Origin of the sequence: Streptomyces sp. NPDC002884, from assembly GCF_040295245.1 — a bacterium.
GTDB lineage: Bacteria > Actinomycetota > Actinomycetes > Streptomycetales > Streptomycetaceae > Streptomyces.
Genome location: NZ_JBEOVB010000029.1, coordinates 45765 through 63263, shown reverse-complemented (window position 1 = coordinate 63263; position 17499 = coordinate 45765). Strand labels below are relative to the sequence as shown.

Below are 17499 nucleotides of genomic sequence, written 5' to 3'. Positions count from 1 at the left end.
AGCCGCGGGATCCGTCACACCGCCGGATCCTGCGGCCCCCTCCCCGACAGGACCTCCCCGTACGCCTGCATCAGATCCGGCAGCCGCAGGGTCGACAGGTCGTCGCGGGTCAGCCCGCCCGGATAGGTCGACAGCCGAAGATCCCGGTAGGCGCAGCTCTTCTCGTACAGGGTCCGCAGGAACCGGCCGTTGCCCAGTTCGTCGATCCACCCCTGGTCCACGACGTGCCCGGCGATCGAGCGCAGCTCGTCCAGGGCCTCCTCGTCCCACGCGTCGCCGTTCTCCGCGGCCAGCACCTCGCCGATGGAGGTGAGCTCCAGGGGCCGGTAGGAGGGGAAGTCGACGCGGGTCGTGAAGCGGGAGGACAGCCCCGGGTTGGCGGCGAGCAGACGGTCCATGCCCTCCGGATAGCCGGCCAGGATCACCACCAGGTGGTCCCGGTTGTCCTCGGCCCGCTTCAGCAGCACCTGGAGCGCCTCGTCGCCGTACGCGTCGCCCTTGCCGTAACCGGAGTTCGACAGCGAGTACGCCTCGTCGACGAAGAGCACGCCACCGAGGGCGGAGTCGATCAGCTCGTTGGCCTTCACGGCCGTCTGGCCGAGGTACTCGCCGACCAGGTCGGCGCGCTGGGCCTCCACGAGATGGTCGCCGCCCAGCAGACCGAGGGCGTAGAAGACACGGCCGAGGATCCGGGCCACCGTGGTCTTGCCGGTGCCGGAAGGGCCGGAGAAGACGAAGTGCCGCTTCGGCGGCTGGACAGGAAGGCCCTGGCCGGTCCGCAGCCGCGCCATGTTGAGCTGCGCGGACAGGGCCTTGACCTGGCGCTTCACCGGCTCCAGGCCGACCATGCGTTCCAGTTCGGCGAGCGCCTCCTCCAGTAAAGCGGGATCGGTCGGCCCGGCCGGCAGCGAAGAGGAGACGACGGTCCTCTCCCGCACCGCCGGGTCGGTCACCGACGGCAGCGGGACCACGGGCGGCAGGTCGGAGGGCTCGGTGAGCCTCAGATCCCGGCCCTCGGTGCCGAACAGCGGGTCGAAGCCGTCCGGGCCGTCCACCATGTCCTGCCCGACCCCGGTGAGCGTGATCGCCGCGAAGTCGGCGGGATCGTCGTACCCGTCGCCCTCGGCGATCGCGGCGAGCCGGGCCGAGGTGTCCATGAAGGCGGCGTCGACGCGGTGCACCGCCCGGTACAGGGGGAGAGCCGCCGCCGAACGGCCCGTTCCCTCATGGGCGCGGGCCAGCCAGTACCGCAGCTCCTTGCGCTGCGGCTGCTCGCTGCGGCAGCGCATCAGGGCCGACGACAGCAGGGGCTCGGCCTGTCCGTACATCTCCAGGCGCACCCGGGCCATCCCGCCGAACAGACCGGCCTCGATGCCCAGCAGGGGGTCGTCGACCAGCGGGTCGGTGTGCCGGACCAGCTGCTCCCAGTCCTTGACCAGATAGGCGCGGCAGGCGTGCAGGAAGCGGACCTGGTGGTCGGTGTCGACGGGCGGCAGCCCGGCGAGCGCCCGGTCCAGTTCGGGCACGTGGCGGCCGTCCAGCCAGTGCGAGGCGTGCGCGAGGAGCAGGTCGCGCGGACTCTCCAGCACCGGTTGCACCCACCAGCCCAGCCAGTACCAGGAGTTGAGGGTGCGGCGGTGCCGGGTCCGCTGTTCGCCGAAGCGCTCGCGGTGCCGGAACATCCTGAGCAGCGCGGTCGTCGTGTCGACGCGCAGCGCGTGCAGCCCGAGCCAGCCGTCGGCCATCCCGGGATCGATCCGCACCGCGGTGCGGAACTCCTCCTCCGCCTGTGGATAGGCGCCCATCGTGTAGGCGTCCACGCCTCGCAGCCAGGCGAGGTCGGCCGGGGCGTCGGGGCCCTGCGTGCCGAAGTCCATCACGTCCCCCACAAACCGTGCCCCCGTCGGTGTGCCGCCGGGCGTCGCCCTTCGGCTGCCTTGGTCGAACCGCTGTGCCGCGGACCGGAGTTGCAAGGTGCGCGAGGCAGTCGCCCAGGTCGCACCGAGGGCATCGTACCTGCGTGGGAGGCACTCGCCGTAGGGTGCCGCACAGGCCGTTCGGCGAGGTGGGAGCGGACGGGGCGCATCCCGCACGGTGACCCTGGGTGAGCGAATCGCGCCGTGCCGCGTCCGGAAAGGGGGCGTCGGACGGGTCGAGGGCAGAACGAAGCCCCCGATCACGGGGGAACAACCGGGGGCTTCGCGTCCGAGGGCGGCTGTGATAGCCGCACATTCAGAACGTAAGTCCTGTACGGGCCGTCGGTCAAGCACAGTTGAAGCAGTTGGCGAAGTTCGAACGCGGGGCCCTTCACACGTTCACCACATCGCGGGTGGTCCGTCACGGTGGGTGACATCCTGGTGCGGTCCAAGGTCTCCCGCAGGCCCCGGCAGCACCTCGTACCCCTGCCTCAACTGCCGTACCAGCAGGGCGGCATGGGGGCGCGAAGGATCGTCGGCGAAGTGACGGATCTCGGCCGCGACCCACCCGTCCCAGAACTCCCGCTGCTCCTCCCCGTCCCGGGACCGCCCGCGCGCCCAGGCCTCCTCGGGCGGCATCTCCATCCACAGCAGACACGCCAGGAACGGCCGCAGGGCACGGCGGCCGGCGCCGACCCCCTCGACCAGGACGACGGGGGCCGCGGGCAGCGGCAGCGGCGGGCCGAATCGGCGGGCGCGCCAGTCGTAGGGCGCGTAGTACGCGGTCTCGCCGCGGCCGAACGGCTCGACGACCTGGGTCAGCAGCCGCCCGGTCCAGGCGAACAGCTCGTCGTGGCTGGCGATGTCGTCGAGCCGCAGCACCGGCGCGCCCCCCAGCGCCTCGGCCAGCCTCCTGGCCACGGTGGACTTCCCCGAACCGGCATGTCCGTCGACACCGATCAGCCGTACCGGTCCACAGGACGGCGGCAGACGGCGAAGGCGGGAGGCGAGCTGGTGGATGGAGGGTCCCGGGGTGCGAAGAGCGGGGGCGAGGGGGAGAGACGTCGTACGGCGCGAGTCTACGACCGCTCGTCCTGCCAGTGGCCCAGACCAATATTGGTGGCGTGGCACGGGCGGAAGTGCTGGAAGGCGGGGCCCGCTCCGTCCATAGTTGGCGCACAGCCGCGCAGACACCCTGGGGGTCTCCCGCTCATGAGCAGAGCCGAACAGCCGTCCCGCAGAACGGTCCTCGCCGCCGCGGTCGCCGCCGCCGTGGCAGGGGGCTCGGCCCCGGCCGCCGCGGCCGCCGACGGGGCGGACACCGCGGCCGCCGAGTCGGCCCCGGCCCGGACGATCGACTACCGCTCCTGGACCACGTACGCCGACTGGCGCGCCGGCACCGCCAAGGGCACCCGTGCCGTGGCGGGCCAGCGCCCGGGCGTCGCCGTCGGCACCCCGCTCGGCACCGTCGACTACACCGACCCGCACACCAAGACCACGGCCACCTGGGAGTACGCGACCTGGACGTCCCCGGTCCAGACGCTCGCCGTCCCCTCGACGGAGGTGATCGCCTCCTGGAGCGCGAGCACGCCGGCCGGCACCTGGCTCCAGGTCGAGCTGAAGGGCACGTACTCCGACGGCACGGACACCCCCTGGTACGTGATGGGCCGCTGGGCCTCCGGCGACCAGGACATCAAGCGCACCTCGGTCGACGACCAGACCGACGGCAGAAGCACCGTGTGGACCGACACCTTCGCGATCGACGACGCCTCGACGGGACTGCGTCTCGCCTCCTGCCGCCTCCGCCTCACCCTGTACCGACGCCCCGGCACCAAGCTCACCCCGACCGTGTGGCGGCTGGGCGCGATGGGCTCCGACGTCCCGGACCGGTTCACCGTCCCGGCCTCCGTGCCCGGCCTGGCGCAGGAGCTGACCGTGCCGCGCTACTCCCAGGAGATCCACCTGGGCCAGTACCCCGAGTACGACAGCGGCGGCGAGGCCTGGTGCAGCCCCACCTCCTCGCAGATGATCGTCGAGTACTGGGGCGGCCGGCTGACCGCCGAGCAGCTGGCGTGGGTCGACCCGTCCTACGCCGACCCGCAGGTGTGCCACGCGGCCAGGCACACCTACGACCACCAGTACGCCGGCTGCGGCAACTGGCCGTTCAACGCCGCCTACGCGGCCACCTTCAAGGATCTTCAGGGTGTGGTCACCCGGCTCCGCTCGCTCACCGACCTGGAGACGCTGATCGCGGCCGGGATCCCGGCCATAACGTCCCAGTCGTTCCTCAAGGAGGAGCTCACGGGAGCGGGATACGGCACCTCCGGGCATCTGATGACGGTGATCGGCTTCACGGCCGAGGGCGATGTGATCGCCAACGACCCGTTCTCGGCGGACGACGCTGCGGTGCGGCGCGTGTACCGGCGGCGGGAGTTCGAGAACATCTGGCTCAGGACCAAGCGGTACAACGCGAGCGGCAAGGTCGCCTCCGGCACCGGCGGCGTCTGCTACCTCTACTTCCCGGCGCGTCCGACGGCCCGCCAGTGCAAGGCGCTCACGGCGGTGGGGGTCCCCGTGTGAGCAAGGTCTCCGCCGCACATGCCCCGGCGGGTGGCAAGGTGGACGGATCGGTGGGGGGAACCACCCGTACGTCCGACCTCAGCGAGACACCATGACCGCACAGACCGCCACCGCCACCCGCGCCCGCACCGGCGGCCCCGAGACCGACGGCCCCAAGGTCCTCGAACACCTCATGGGCTGGGTCCTCGTCGCGGTCGTCGCGATGCTGGTCACCCAGCTCGGACTGCTGTGACGGGCGTGACCTGACGCACGGTTGACCTGACATACTGCGGATGTCCCGCCGACCGCCCGAGACCAGGGTCGAAATTGAGTATCAGTGAACAGCGCGAAGCTGCCCGTCCCCGGGCACGCGGCACCGAGCGCTCACTGGCGCGCCGCGCCGAACTCATCTCCATCGGGCGGAAGTTGTTCGCCGACACGTCCTACGACGCGCTCTCGATGGACGACATCGCCCGGCAGGCGCATGTCGCCAAGGGGCTGATCTACTACTACTTCCAGTCCAAGCGCGGCTACTACCTGGCGATCATCCAGGACTCCGTCGCCGATCTGGTCACCTTCGCGGCGAGCGGCCTGGAACTGCCCCAGGTGGACCGGGTGCACCGCACCATCGACAGCTATCTGCGCTACGCCGAGCACAACCAGGCCGCCTACCGCACGATCGTCAGCGGCGGCGTCGGCTTCGACACCGAGGTGCACGCCATCCGGGACGGGGTGCGCGCGGCGATCGTGGCGACCATCGCCGAGGGCGCGTACGGCAGCAGCGACATCCCGGCACTGCCCCGCATGGGCCTCCTCGCCTGGGTGTGCAGCGTCGAGGGCGCCACCCTGGAGTGGATCGCCCGCCCCGAACTCTCCCGGGAGATCATGGGCGACCTGCTGGTGAAGTCCCTGGGCGGCTCCCTGCGCGCCATCGAGGAGCTCGAGCCCGCCTTCGCCGCGCCGCAGCCGGCCCGCCGCCCGGACTGACGGGCCAGGGCCGACGGGCGGGGATCGCCGGGCGGGGACCGACGCCCGAAGCGGACCGGTGAGGCGGACGCACCGAGGGCGGAGGCTCGTGGTCCTCCGCCCCAAGTGCCCCATGAACCGGGCCTACTTGATCGCGTGGATCAGCTCACCGTCGGCCGTGTCCCCGCTCAGCTCCCAGAAGAACGTCCCGCCCAGACCCTGCCTGGACTTGTACTTCATCTTCGTCGCGATGGTCGTGGGGGTGTCGTAACTCCACCAGTCGCTGCCGCACTTGGCGTACGCGGTGCCGCCGACCGTGCCGGTGGGCGGGCACTTGGCCTTGAGGACCTTGTAGTCCTCGTTGCCGGCCTCGTACGTTCCCGCGGCCGGGCCGGTGGCCGTGCCGCCCGGCTTCGCCTGGGTGACACCGGTCCAGCCGCGCCCGTAGAAGCCGATGCCGAGCAGCAGCTTGCGTGACGGGATGCCCAGGCTCTTGAGCTTGGCGATCGTGGCGGCGGTGTCGTAGCCCTGCTGCGGGATGCCCGGGTACGAGGTCAGCGGCGAGTGCGGTGCCGTCGGGCCGGTGGCCGCCCACGTGCCGAAGTAGTCGTACGTCATCGGGTTGTACCAGTCGACGTACCGCGCCGCGCCTCCGTAGTCGGCCGCCTCGATCCTGCCGCCGGCGGTCGCGTCCGCCGTGATCGCCGCGGTGACCAGCTCGCGCTTGCCGAACGTGGCCCGCAGCGCCTTCATGACGTCCCGGAAGGCCTCGCGGCCGCTGGTGTCGCAGGTGAGGCCGCAGGCGTTCGGGTACTCCCAGTCGATGTCGATGCCGTCGAAGACGTCCGCCCACCGGGAGTTCTCGACCAGGTCGTAGCAGGACCTGGCGAAGGCCGCCGGGTCCTTGGCCGCCTCGCCGAAGCCGCCGGACCAGCTCCAACCGCCGAACGACCAGATGACCTTGAGTTTCGGGTGCAGCTTCTTCAGCTTGCGCAGCTGGTTGAAGTTGCCGTTGAGCGACTGGTCCGCCGTGTCGGCGACGCCGTCCACGGACTCTCCGGCGGTGAACGGCCTGTCGCTGTCCGCCCAGGAGTCGCCGAGGGCGCACTTGCCGTCGGTGACGTTGCCGAAGGCGTAGTTGATGTGGGTGAGCCGGTCCGCGGAGCCGGACGTCTCGATGTTCTTGACGTAGTACTGGCGGTCGTAGATGCCCCAGTCGGTGAAGTAGCCGACGACCTTGGAGCCGGTCGTGCGGGCCTCGGCGGGGTGGGGTTCGCCGGCGGTGGCGGTGCCCGCGCCGGCGAGCAGGGCGGCGCCGAGCGCGGCGCAACAGGCGGCGGACACCAGCGTCCGGAACCGTGAGCGGGGGCGGGAGCGGAACGGGGTGTGCATCGGGTGTCTCCTCGCAGGGACAGAGAGGGGATCGCACGCCGATCGGCATGAACGCGGGGAGGCGTTGGAGCGAAACGGTAGGAGGACTAGACCACTCAGTCAATGGTTCGGACCAATCGGCCGACGGTCCGCCCTGCTGCCCCTCCGGTCGTCGGACCGCCGTCCCTCCGGTCGTCGCCCCACCTCCCTTCGGTCGTCGGGCCACGGTCCCTCCGGCCGTCGGTCCGGTGTCCCCCTGGCTCTCCGCCCGTGCGGGGGCGGTGTCCCGCGGGCATACTCACAGCGCGAAGCCGCTGGTCGGTCCGGGAGGAGGAAGCCGCCGTGGAAGCCGCCATGCCCGACCGCGCGCCGGCCCCGGTGGACCGTTCCCTGCCCACGGCGGAGGCCCGGGACCTCATGAGGCTGGTCCGTGATCTCGCCCGACGCGAGATCGCACCGGTGGCCGCCGAGGAGGAGGACGCCGGGCGCTTCCCGCGCGAGCTGTTCACCCTGCTGTCCGCATCGGGGCTGCTGGGCCTGCCGTACGACTCCGCGTACGGCGGCGGTGATCAGCCCTACGAGGTGTACCTCCAGGTCCTCGAAGAGCTCGCCGCGGTCCGCCTCACCGTGGGGCTGGGCGTCAGCGTCCACACGCTGGCCTCCTACCCGCTCGCCGCCCACGGCACGGACGCGCAGCGGGCCGCGCACCTGCCCGCCATGCTCGGCGGCGGCCAGCTCGGCGCGTACTGCCTCTCCGAGCCGTCCTCCGGCTCGGACGCGGCCTCGCTGCGGACCGGGGCGGTGCGGGAGGGCGGCGGGGACTGGGTGATCACCGGCACCAAGGCCTGGATCACCCATGCCGGACTCGCCGACTTCTACACGGTCCTGGCCCGGACCGGCGGCGCGGGCGCGTCGGGGATCACCGCGTTCCTGGTGCCCGGCGACGCCGCGGGCCTGAGCGTCGCGGCACCCGAGCGCAAGATGGGCCTGAAGGGCTCGCCCACCGCCCAGGTGCATCTCGACGGGGTACGGATCCCGGACGCCCGGCGCATCGGCGCCGAGGGTCAGGGCTTCGCGATCGCCCTGGCGGCGCTGGACTCGGGCCGGCTCGGCATCGCGGCGTGCGCGGTCGGGCTCGCCCAGGCGGCCCTCGACGAGGCCGTGGCCTGGGCGCGGCGGCGACGGCAGTTCGGGCGGCCGATCGCCGACTTCCAGGGGCTGCGCTTCCTGCTCGCCGACATGGCGACCCGGATCGAGGCGGGCCGCGCGCTGTACCTGGCGGCCGCGCGGCGCCGGGACACCGGCCGGTCGTTCGGCCGGCAGGCGGCCATGGCCAAACTCCACTGCACCGACGCGGCCATGCAGGTCACCACGGACGCCGTCCAGGTCCTGGGCGGGTACGGCTACACCGCCGATTTCCCCGTCGAGCGCTACCTGCGCGAGGCCAAGGTCCTACAGATCGTGGAGGGCACGAACCAGATCCAGCGGATGGTCATCGCCCGTCATCTGCTGGGTCCGGAAACCCGCTGAACTGCCCCGGCCGCACCTGGGGGGCCGCCAGCCGCACCCACTCCGGGTCGTGGCGTCCGGGCAGGGTGCGGCCGCGGTCGGCCCAGGTGCGCAGGAGGTCGCGGTAGATGGGCGGGTCCTGTGCGGGCGGCGGAGCCAGCGGAACCGATTTTTCCCGAACGGGTTCCGGACGCACGGGGACGAAGAGCTGGCGGTGACGCCCGGGCGCGACTGACTGGGTGGGGGTCATACCAGGGCAACGCGAAGCCCCGGGACAGGTCACCCACCGGAACGGTCGAGCGTGCGTTCGGGGAGTGCCCCCGGTTCGGGCCCGACCTGTGTCCGGACGGTCCGACGGATAGCTGGTGGCCCGTCAAATGCCTTACGCGGCGCCCGGGTTGCCGGTCGTCGCCACGCATCGCCCCCCGGCAGGCGCACCTCGCCCGTGTCGGCCCTCCAGGCCGCTCGGGACGCACTGGTCCCGCACCACGGCGGCCTGCGGGCCATGGTGCAGGGCAGCTACGGGAGTCGGGCCGGCGGGACGAGCGCGGACGCTGCGCTCAGGCGGCCAGGCGGCGCATCGTCGGCACGCGCATCGGGCGCGAGCCCGGGCCACCGACGTGCGAGAAGGGCTGGGTGCGCCAGTCCAGTCCCTGAGGGAGCGTCAACAGGAGCGCGGTGTCCTGTTCCTGGGGCTCCACGGACTCGTCCGCGGGCCGGGCCTCGGCGGCCCCCCGGCCCGTCCCGGCGCAGACCGTGAGCCCGAAGGGGTTCCACGGCGAGGCGCACAGCGCGTGCTCCGGCAGGACCTCCTCGTCCGCCAGCAGCGCGATGGGCTGCGCACAGTCCGGGCAGATCACCCGGTACATCTCGAAGGTGTCGTACGCGTCGAAGTGGTCGGCGTCGTCGGCGTCGAAGCCGTCGGAGTAGTCCGCGTCGACGGGTTCGACGCCCTCCGGCTCGGGCTCGACGACGGACTGGAGCCGCTTGGGCACGGTGCGACCAGGGCGCTTAAGACTCTGCATGGGATTCTCCCCCTCGGGCTGGGCCGTGAAGGCACTGCGGCCTCGACCACAGCAAGCACTTCCCGCCCCGTCTCGGCGGTAATCACGAGGACATCACGAAGAGTTGGGGAGTGCTGTGGCATTCGTCACATGCCGCTTGCAGGTGCCTCGTGCGCCGGTCGAGCCCTCGAACGTCCCGGGCCCGGCCGCCGTCGGCTTCCGGCCACATCACAAACCGGCTATGACCTGGGCTGCATAGGTATACGCGGAGATCACACGCACGGTAAGTTCTTGCGTCATGGAGGAGCTGGACCGACAAATCGTGCAGCTGCTCGTCAAGGACGGGCGGATGAGTTACACCGATCTGGGCAAGGCCACGGGTCTGTCCACCTCGGCCGTGCACCAACGGGTGCGCCGGCTGGAACAGCGCGGCGTCATCCGCGGATACGCGGCCGTCGTCGACTCCGAGGCCGTCGGGCTGCCCCTGACCGCCTTCATCTCGGTGAAACCGTTCGACCCCAGCGCCCCCGACGACATCGCCGAGCGGCTGGCCGGCGTACCGGAGATCGAGGCCTGTCACAGCGTGGCCGGTGACGAGAACTACATCCTCAAGGTGCGCGTGGCCACCCCGCACGAGCTGGAGGAGATGCTCGGGCGGCTCCGGGCGCTCGCCGGCGTGTCGACGCGCACGACGGTCGTGCTGTCCACCCCGTACGAGGCCCGGCCACCCCGTATCTGAGCGGATCCCCGCGGATCCGACCGGGATTCGAGGGGTCCGCGTGCCGGGCGGCCGAGGCGAGGCGCGAGACTGTCTTTCATGAGTGAGCGCACCGCCGAGCCGAAGACCGTCCTGCTCCGCCGAGGAGAGGTACACAGCCCCGCCGACCCGTTCGCGACCGCGATGGTCGTCGAACGCGGCCAGGTCGCCTGGGTCGGCTCGGAAGGCGCCGCCGACGCCTTCGCGGACGGCGTCGACGAGGTGGTCGACCTGGACGGCGCCCTCGTCACCCCGGCGTTCGCCGACGCCCATGTGCACACCACGTCCACCGGCCTCGCGCTCACCGGCCTCGACCTCTCCGCTGCCCCCTCCCTGGCGGCGGCCCTCGCCCTCGTACGGGCCTTCGCGGTGGCCCGTCCACGGGACAAGGTGCTGCTCGGGCACGGTTGGGACGCCTCCCGCTGGCCGGAGGGCCGCCCGCCCCGACGGGACGAACTCGACGAGGCGACCGGCGGCCGGCCGCTCTACCTCAGCCGGATCGACGTGCACTCCGCCGTGGTCACCACCGCCCTGCTGGAACTGGCGCCCGGGTCCCGCACCCGGCCGGGCTTCGCGGACGGCGCACCGCTCACCCGCGACGCCCACCACGCCGTCCGGGCCGCGGCGTTCGCGGCAGTGACGCCCGCCCAGCGCGCCGAGGCCCAGCGGACCGCCCTCGCGCACGCCGCCTCCCTCGGTATCGGCTCGGTCCACGAGTGCGCGGGACCCGAGATCTCCTCCGAGGACGACTTCACCGGCCTCCTGCGGCTCGCCGCCGAGGAGCCCGGCCCCCGGGTCGTCGGTTACTGGGCCGAGCGCGATGTCGAGAAGGCCCGGCAACTGGGCGCGCTCGGCGCCGCCGGAGATCTGTTCGTCGACGGCGCCCTCGGCTCCCACACGGCCTGTCTGCACGCCTCCTACAGCGACGCCGGCCACACCGGCACCGCCTACCTGGACGCCGCCGACGTCGCCGAGCACGTGACGGTCTGCACCGAGGCCGGGCTCCAGGCGGGCTTCCACGCCATCGGTGACGCGGCCGTGACCGCCGTCGTCGAGGGCGTGCGCGCCGCCGCGGAGAAGGTCGGCCTCGCCCGGATCCGCGCCGCCCGCCATCGCGTCGAACACGCCGAGATGCTCACGCCCGAGACGATCGCCGCCTTCGCCGAACTCGGCCTCACCGCCTCCGTCCAGCCCGCCTTCGACGCCCTGTGGGGCGGCGACGAGGGCATGTACGCCCAGCGGCTGGGCGCCGAGCGGGCCCGCACCCTGAACCCCTTCGCGGCCCTGCTGCGCGCGGGCGTGCCGCTCGCCTTCGGCTCCGACAGCCCCGTCACCCCCCTCGACCCCTGGGGCACGGTCCGCGCCGCCGCCTTCCACCGCACCCCCGAGCACCGGGTGTCCGCCCGCGCCGCGTTCACGGCCCACACGCGCGGCGGCTGGCGGGCGATCGGCCGTGACGACGCGGGCGTCCTGGTTCCCGGCGCACCCGCCGACTACGCGGTCTGGCGGACGGACGAACTGGTGGTCCAGGCGCCCGACGACCGGGTCGCCCGCTGGTCCACCGACCCCCGTTCCGGCACCCCGGGACTGCCGGACCTGACCCCCGGCGGCGATCTTCCCGTGTGCCTGCGCACGGTGGTGGGCGGCCGGACCGTGTTCCTGCGGCCGAGCGAGTGATCTACCGGGCCGGCCCGGGGAAGATCACCCGTCCGCCCGCCGACATACGCCCCGTGTCTTCTCCGCGCTGACCTGGGCATTGACCGAAGATCCGCAGGTCAAGCAGCTGTTGACAGCCGATGGCGGGGGGCCGGTAGGTTCGGCGGAGTCCACCATCGGACGCCCCGCCCGGGGAACGCCCGCGCACTCGCCGCGGCGCCGCTGGGTCAGGGACGGTGAGCCGTACCGGCGCACCGCCACTGGCAGCCAGGCTCAGCGCCCGCGCCGCAGCGAGGGAACGTTCCGGCCGGTCGGGGAGGTGTGACCCGGATGGGGCCCGGGCGCTCAGTAGACAACGGCTTTCGGTCGACCCGCAGCCAGCGGGTCCCGGGCCGGCCCGAAGAGCGCCGGGCCCCCATCCGTAGCAGGCCCGCACCCACCCGGCTTGTGCTCACCCCTACGGGGTAGGTACGTACATACAAGCCCAAAGGTACGTTCTTACCCCGCTTTCGCGGGTTCGACACCACCGTACGTACGTCCCGTCACGTCATCGCAGGCGGCGGCCACTATGGTGGTCCCCTGCGTACGGACATGAAGGGGCAGTAGTGAACGACGGCGACGGGACCCTCGCGGCACAGGACCGGGGGAGGCGGTTCGGTCCGCTCGGCACGGCCTTGGTGATCATCCCGACCTACAACGAGGCGGAGAACATCAAGACCATCGTCGGCCGGGTGCGCAAGGCCGTCCCCGAGGCTCACGTCCTCGTGGCCGACGACAACAGCCCCGACGGCACCGGCAAGCTCGCCGACGAACTGGCCGTCGGTGACGACCAGGTCCAGGTCCTGCACCGCAAGGGCAAGGAGGGCCTCGGCGCCGCCTATCTCGCGGGCTTCCGCTGGGGCCTGGAGAACGGCTACGGCGTGCTGATCGAGATGGACGCCGACGGCTCCCACCAGCCCGAGGAACTGCCCCGTCTGCTCACCGCGCTCAAGGGCGCCGATCTGGTCCTGGGCTCCCGCTGGGTGCCGGGCGGCCGGGTGGTGAACTGGCCCAAGTCCCGTGAGGTCATCTCCCGCGGCGGCAGCCTCTACTCCCGCCTCGCCCTCGACCTCCCGCTGCGCGACATCACCGGCGGCTACCGCGCCTTCCGCCGCGAGACGCTGGAGGGCCTCGGCCTGGAGGAGGTCGCCTCCCAGGGCTACTGCTTCCAGGTCGACCTCGCCCGGCGTGCCGTCAAGGCCGGCTTCCACGTCATCGAGGTCCCCATCACCTTCGTCGAGCGCGAGCACGGCGACTCCAAGATGAGCCGCGACATCCTCGTCGAGGCCCTGTGGCGGGTCACGGCCTGGGGCGTGGGGGAGCGGGTCGGCAAGATCACGGGCCGGAGCGGCGACCAGGCGGAGCGCCCGCAGGCGCCCGCCACGTCTCACAGCGACGGCTGATCGTCCCCTTATGCCGCTCTGAGCCGGGTCCAGGCACACTGGGAGCATGACGACTGGCTCTCCGACCCCCGCGTACCCGACATCCGCCCAGCCCCCCGCCCAGCCCCGCCGCTCGCGCCTGCGGACGTTTCTGCCGCTGGCGCTCGCCGCATGGCTGGTGCTGGAGATCTGGCTGCTGACCGTGGTCGCGGGCGCGACGAGCGGGCTGGTGGTCCTGCTGCTCCTGGCCGCCGGGTTCGTCCTGGGCGCCGTGGTCATCAAGCGGGCGGGTCGCCGGGCCTTCCGGAACCTGAACGAGGCGCTCCAGCGCGGCACGGCCTCCAACCGGGGCGGCGGCAACGGCCTCATGATGCTCGGCGGCCTGTTCCTGATGATCCCGGGCCTGGCCTCCGACGTCGTCGGCCTGCTTCTGCTGCTCCCGCCGGTCCAGAAGGCGGTCAGCGGCTACGGGGAGCGCAAGCTGAGGGCCGCCGCGGCCACGCCCGGCACCCTGGGGGACGCGTTCCAGCAGGCCCGCATCCACCGCCCGGACGGCAAGGTGGTGCAGGGCGAGGTCATCAGGGACGAGCAGTGACCCCGGTGGCCTGCTGTTCCTGGGGGCAGCAGAACGACGGGGCCTGATCCCCCAGGGGCAGCAGAACGACCGCGGGCGCCGTACGTATGTCACGTACGGCGCCCGCGGTCGTTGTTGTCGTGCGTGGTGAAGCGGGTCACAGCCCCGCAGCGCTACGCGCTTTTGCGGCTGTCGCGGGGATGTACCGCAAGGTTCATCGCCCCGGACCGCAGAACGGCGAGCCGCTCCTCGAGGACCTCTTCGAGTTCCTCGCGGGTCCGCCGCTCCATCAGCATGTCCCAATGTGTACGCGCGGGCTTGGCCTTCTTTTCCTCAGGGCCGTCGCCGTCGACGAGGAGTGCAGGGGCTCCACAGACCTTGCACTCCCACTCCGGCGGAATCTCCGCCTCGACCGAGAAGGGCATTTCAAACCGGTGCCCCTTCTCGCATGCGTACTCCACGGCCTGGCGCGGGGCCAGGTCGATACCGCGGTCCGTCTCGTAGCTGGTCACCACGAGGCGCGTGCCGCGAAGAGCTCGCTCACTCATGAATCGTGCCTCCCGGGCTTGTCGCCCACAGGACAGGTGTCGCTGTCGTCGTCATCCGGTCAACGTCCGGTCGGCGGTAAAGATTCCCGTTCGGAGTTCCGTTCCGGGTCATGCGTCGCCGTCGTAGCCGCAGTCTTGTCAACCAGTGCAGTACCCACCGGCGCCCGGTTTGTCACATCTGAAAGGAGATGTCACCCAGCGTTTCGGCATCTTTGACGCGCAGTAACGGTACGCCTGGCAGGCCAAACGCGTACACTACCGCCCTTTCGCCTTGAGTGCTAAATCCTCTCGGGGACCGGGTTCCCCGCGTCGCGGATCGCCTGCCGTACGGGTACCCGTACGAGCAGGAGAAATCCGACGACGAAGAAGACCACCAGCGAGATGATCGCGTCCCGGTAGCTCCCGGTCAGCTGGTAGGTGACCCCGAAGAGAAGCGGGCCGAGCCAGCTCATGCCGCGGTCGCTCATCTCGTACGCCGAGAAGTACTCGGCCTCCTTGCCGGGCGGGACCAGGTGGGAGAAGAGGGAGCGGGACAGCGCCTGACTGCCGCCGAGGACCAGGCCGATCGCGGCCGCGAGCAGGAAGAAACCGACCGGCGCCCCGGCCGGCAGGAAGTACCCGGCGCCCAGGGTGAGCGTCCAGGCCGCCAGTGAGCCGAGGATCGTGCGCTTCGCGCCGTACGTCCGGGCCAGACGCCCCATGCCGAGCGCGCCCGCCACCGCCAGCACCTGTACCAGCAGGACGGCGCCGATCAGAGTGGACTGGCTGAGGTCGAGCTCCTCGGAGCCGTAGAGCGAGGCCTGGGAGATCACGGTCTGGATGCCGTCGTTGTAGATCAGGTACGCGAGGAGGAAGGCGAGGGTCAGCGGGTGGCGGCGCATGTCGCGGACCGTCGCCGCGAGCTGACGGAACCCGGGAGCCGTGCGGGCCGTCCCGTCCGGCCGGGCGGTCGCCTTCCGGGCTTCGGCCGGCCGGTCGCGCAGCCGCAGCAGCGGGATCAGCGTGAAGCCGCCCCACCACAGCCCGGCCGAGGCCAGGCAGATCCGCACCGCCGTCGACTCGGAGACACCGAAGGAGTCGTGGGCGAGATAGAGCACCAGGTTGACGACCAGGACCAGCGAGCCGGCCGCGTAGCCGAAGGCCCACCCCCGGGAGGAGACCGCGTCGCGTTCCTCGGGCGGGGCGATCTGGGGCAGATAGGAGTTGTAGAGCATCATCGCCACGGACTGGGCCGCGTTCGCCACGATCAGCAGCGCGCCGCCCAGCAGATAGCGGTCGCCGCCCAGGAAGAACATGCCGGTCGTGGCCGCGGCGCCCACATAGGCGGCGACGCCCAGCAGGGGCTTCTTACGGCCGCTGCGGTCGGCGGCCGCGCCCACCAGGGGCATCACCAGCACGGCCACGATCACCGACAGGGACACCGAGTACGCGAAGAAGGAACCCGCCCGCACCGGGATGCCCAGCGGATGCACGTAGCCGTCGGCGTCCGCCGCCCGTTTGGCGACCGAGGTCAGGTACGGGCCGAGGAACACGGTGAGCACGCTCGTCGAGTAGACGGAGCACGCCCAGTCGTAGAAGTACCAGCCGCGCTGCTCGCGCCGTCGTTCGGCGGCCTCGTCGGACGCCTTCGTCCGCACGGTGTCGATGTCCACCCGTGCCCTCGCTTCCCGCTGCCGCAGCCGCGCGCGGGCGACGGGACCGAGGTCAGACCCAGACGCCGCGGTCCTCCATGACCTCGCGCAACGTGTCGATGTGATCGGTCATGATGCCATCGACCCCGAGGTCCAGGAGGCGGTGCATCCGATCGGGATCGTTGATCGTCCACACGTGCACCTGGAGCCCGCGCGCGTGGGCGGCCCGCAGGAAGCGACGGTCCACGACCCGGATGCCCGACTGGCTCTCCGGCACCTGTGCGGCGACCGCCGAGCGCCGAAGCGCCGCGGGCACGCCCCAGGACCGCAGCCGCAGGTCGAGTACGCCCCGGGTGCCGTACGAGGTCGCCAGGCGTGGTCCGGCCAGCCGCTGGGCCCGCACCACCCGCGCCTCCGAGAACGAGCCCACGCAGACCCGGTCCCACGCGCCCGTGCGCGCGATCAGGTTGAGCAGCGGGTGCAGTGCGGGCTCCGCCTTGAGATCGATGTTCCACCGCACCTCGGGGAAGGTCTCCAGCAGCTCCTCGAAGAGCGGCACCGGCTCCTTGCCCGCCACGCGCGCGTGCCGTACGTCCGACCAGAGGAGGTCGCCTATGCGGCCCGCGCCGTCGGTCATCCGGTCCAGCGTCGCGTCGTGGAAGGCGACGAGCTTCCCGTCCCGCGTGGCGTGCACATCGGTCTCGATATAGCGGTAACCCGCCTCGACCGCGCGCCGGAACTGCGCCGCGGTGTTCTCCAGACCGTCCGCGGCCCCACCGCGGTGCGCGAACGGGATGGGCCCCGGATGGTCGAGGTACGGGTGGGTCATGAGGCTGGTCACGGACGCAGTATGGCTCCCTGCGGTGTCCCGGTGGCAACGACCGTGCTGCCGCCCGATGCCGCGGGAACGGCGAACATCCGCAGGAACAGCTGGGCGAGCGGACCGATCGTCACCGCGTAGAGCAGGGTGCCGACGCCGATGGTGCCGCCGAGGGCGAACCCGGTCACCACGACCGCCACCTCCACCGCCGTCCGCATCAGCCGGATCGAACGCCCGGTACGCCGGTGCAGCCCCGTCATCAGCCCGTCGCGCGGCCCCGGTCCGAAGCTGGCCGCGATGTACAGGCCGGTGGCCGCCCCGTTGAGGACGATCCCGGCCAGCAGCAGCGGCATCTGGACGGCGAGGCCGTGCGCTTCGGGCACGTACGCGAGCGTGCCGTCCATCGCGAGGCCGACGACGAAGACGTTGGAGACCGTGCCGAGGCCGGGGCGCTGGCGCAGCGGGATCCACAGCAGCAGTACCGCCGCGCCCACGATGATCGAGACGACGCCGATCGTCAGGCCGCTGAGCTCGGCGAGACCCTGGTGCAGGACGTTCCACGGCTCGAGGCCGAGGCCCGCCCGCACGAGGAGGGCGGAACTGGCGCCGTAGAGCGCGAGCCCGACGTACAGCTGGATCAGCCGGCGGGCGAGGTGGCCCTTCGCATCCCGCGGGGGTGTCTCCTGCGGTGGCGGCTCGGACATGGGGTCCCCTGGTGGTCGTAGTGGCCTGACTCATGACACTCTGTGGCTTGGAAGAGCATGGCA

Annotated in this window: 16 protein-coding genes; 8 read left to right on the top strand and 8 right to left on the bottom strand. The window is 71.9% G+C overall.

All coding sequences use genetic code 11. The features are described 5' to 3' along the window. Positions 1–14: 14 nt before the first annotated feature. Both ABT070_RS36195 and ABT070_RS36190 read right to left on the bottom strand, forming a co-directional pair. A complete protein-coding gene (locus tag ABT070_RS36195) occupies positions 15–1877 on the bottom strand; it encodes an AAA family ATPase (protein WP_351767105.1) in 1863 nt (620 codons plus the stop codon). Between the two features lie 438 nt (positions 1878–2315). Next, positions 2316–2936, bottom strand: a complete 621-nt coding sequence (locus ABT070_RS36190) for a uridine kinase family protein (protein ID WP_351767186.1) — start codon at positions 2934–2936, stop codon at positions 2316–2318. Between the two features lie 192 nt (positions 2937–3128). Here ABT070_RS36190 and ABT070_RS36185 point away from each other — a divergent pair, with 192 nt between their 5' ends. The 3 genes from ABT070_RS36185 to ABT070_RS36175 all read left to right on the top strand — a co-directional run bounded on the left by ABT070_RS36185 (position 3129) and on the right by ABT070_RS36175 (position 5462). Beyond that, complete coding sequence (locus ABT070_RS36185) at positions 3129–4496, top strand: C39 family peptidase (protein ID WP_351767103.1); 1368 nt, start codon at positions 3129–3131, stop codon at positions 4494–4496. 91 nt (positions 4497–4587) lie between these two features. After that, the gene (locus ABT070_RS36180) at positions 4588–4728 is read left to right on the top strand and encodes an SCO1431 family membrane protein (protein ID WP_307162176.1); all 141 of its coding nucleotides are present in this window, start codon (positions 4588–4590) and stop codon (positions 4726–4728) included. A gap of 74 nt (positions 4729–4802) precedes the next feature. Continuing rightward, complete coding sequence (locus tag ABT070_RS36175; protein WP_351767101.1) at positions 4803–5462, top strand: TetR/AcrR family transcriptional regulator; 660 nt, start codon at positions 4803–4805, stop codon at positions 5460–5462. Between the two features lie 123 nt (positions 5463–5585). Here ABT070_RS36175 and ABT070_RS36170 read toward each other — a convergent pair whose 3' ends face one another. Beyond that, positions 5586–6833: a glycoside hydrolase family 18 protein gene (locus ABT070_RS36170; protein WP_351767099.1), complete on the bottom strand. Its 1248-nt coding sequence runs from the start codon at positions 6831–6833 to the stop codon at positions 5586–5588. A gap of 333 nt (positions 6834–7166) precedes the next feature. On the opposite strand from ABT070_RS36170, the gene ABT070_RS36165 reads away from it, so the two are divergent. After that, positions 7167–8342, top strand: a complete 1176-nt coding sequence (locus ABT070_RS36165) for an acyl-CoA dehydrogenase family protein (protein WP_351767185.1) — start codon at positions 7167–7169, stop codon at positions 8340–8342. Positions 8343–8881: 539 nt separating this feature from the next. Here ABT070_RS36165 and ABT070_RS36155 read toward each other — a convergent pair. Further along, the gene (locus tag ABT070_RS36155) at positions 8882–9346 is read right to left on the bottom strand and encodes a uroporphyrinogen-III synthase (RefSeq protein WP_351767095.1); all 465 of its coding nucleotides are present in this window, start codon (positions 9344–9346) and stop codon (positions 8882–8884) included. A gap of 277 nt (positions 9347–9623) precedes the next feature. Between ABT070_RS36155 and ABT070_RS36150 the strand changes: the two genes are divergently transcribed. The 4 genes from ABT070_RS36150 to fxsA all read left to right on the top strand — a co-directional run bounded on the left by ABT070_RS36150 (position 9624) and on the right by fxsA (position 13754). Beyond that, entirely contained in the window at positions 9624–10064 is a 441-nt protein-coding gene (locus tag ABT070_RS36150) for an Lrp/AsnC family transcriptional regulator (protein WP_351767093.1), read from the top strand. A gap of 78 nt (positions 10065–10142) precedes the next feature. Next, positions 10143–11759, top strand: coding sequence for an amidohydrolase (locus ABT070_RS36145; RefSeq protein ID WP_351767091.1), 1617 nt, complete (start codon positions 10143–10145; stop codon positions 11757–11759). A gap of 584 nt (positions 11760–12343) precedes the next feature. Continuing rightward, positions 12344–13180 carry a polyprenol monophosphomannose synthase gene (locus tag ABT070_RS36140; RefSeq protein WP_351767090.1) on the top strand — a complete coding sequence of 279 codons (837 nt, stop codon included), beginning with the start codon at positions 12344–12346 and terminating at the stop codon, positions 13178–13180. 46 nt (positions 13181–13226) lie between these two features. Further along, positions 13227–13754, top strand: a complete 528-nt coding sequence (fxsA, locus tag ABT070_RS36135) for an FxsA family membrane protein (protein WP_351767088.1) — start codon at positions 13227–13229, stop codon at positions 13752–13754. Between the two features lie 152 nt (positions 13755–13906). On the opposite strand, the gene ABT070_RS36130 is transcribed toward fxsA, so the two are convergent. From ABT070_RS36130 to yczE, 4 genes are all read right to left on the bottom strand, one after another. Beyond that, complete coding sequence (locus ABT070_RS36130; protein ID WP_020128921.1) at positions 13907–14281, bottom strand: RNA polymerase-binding protein RbpA; 375 nt, start codon at positions 14279–14281, stop codon at positions 13907–13909. Positions 14282–14559: 278 nt separating this feature from the next. After that, positions 14560–15933 (bottom strand): MFS transporter, encoded by a 1374-nt coding sequence (locus ABT070_RS36125; RefSeq protein ID WP_351767087.1) that lies wholly within the window; start codon positions 15931–15933, stop codon positions 14560–14562. 52 nt (positions 15934–15985) lie between these two features. Then, positions 15986–16741: a glycerophosphodiester phosphodiesterase family protein gene (locus ABT070_RS36120; RefSeq protein WP_451102073.1), complete on the bottom strand. Its 756-nt coding sequence runs from the start codon at positions 16739–16741 to the stop codon at positions 15986–15988. An 8-nt stretch (positions 16742–16749) separates the two neighbouring features. Continuing rightward, the gene (yczE, locus tag ABT070_RS36115; RefSeq protein WP_351767084.1) at positions 16750–17436 is read right to left on the bottom strand and encodes a membrane protein YczE; all 687 of its coding nucleotides are present in this window, start codon (positions 17434–17436) and stop codon (positions 16750–16752) included. Between the last annotated feature and the right edge of the window lie 63 nt (positions 17437–17499).